Genomic DNA, 596 nt, shown 5'->3' on the forward strand with positions numbered 1-596 from the left:
TCCCGCAACCGACGGCCCACGACCGCGCCCGACGACGGCACCCCCACGGCCACCGACTGACGACGGGCCCCGGGAACGCCGCCCGGTGGCCGTCCCCGCCCCCTCACCTCGCGTCGGACCGCAGGTCCGCGAACTCCGGGCGACGCAACTCGATCGCCGGACAGCGATCCATCACCATCTCCAACCCGGCCTCGCGCACCCGCCGGTAGGCGTCCTCGTCCACCACGCCGAGCTGGAACCACACCGCGCGGGCGCCGGCCGCCACCGCCTCGTCGGCGACCGCCCCGGCCCACGCGCTGTTCACGAAGACATCGACCACCCCCACCGGGAACGGCACCTCGGCCAGCGACCGGTAGCCCTGCTCGCCGAGCACCGTCTCCGCCTTCGGGTGCACCGGGACGATCCGCTTCCCCTGCCGCTGCAGCAGTTCCGCCACCCCGTAGGCCGCGCGCTGCCGGTTCCCCGACAGCCCCACCACGGCCCAGGTCTCGCCCCGCGGCGCCAGCATCGACCGCACCGTCTCATCGTTTCCGTACATGAACGCGCCAACGGCCCCGCACGCCCCGGCATTCCCGCCGCCCGCACCCCCTCGCACA

1 protein-coding gene is annotated in these 596 nt (G+C 75.0%); it reads right to left on the reverse strand.

All coding sequences use genetic code 11. The annotated features are described in order from the left end of the window. Nucleotides 1-103 precede the first annotated feature (103 nt). A complete protein-coding gene (locus tag E0D90_RS25970) occupies nucleotides 104-538 on the reverse strand; it encodes a CoA-binding protein (RefSeq protein ID WP_103503272.1) in 435 nt (144 codons plus the stop codon). Between the last annotated feature and the right edge of the window lie 58 nt (nucleotides 539-596).

This window comes from Streptomyces otsuchiensis (genome assembly GCF_004305975.1).
GTDB lineage: Bacteria > Actinomycetota > Actinomycetes > Streptomycetales > Streptomycetaceae > Streptomyces > Streptomyces otsuchiensis.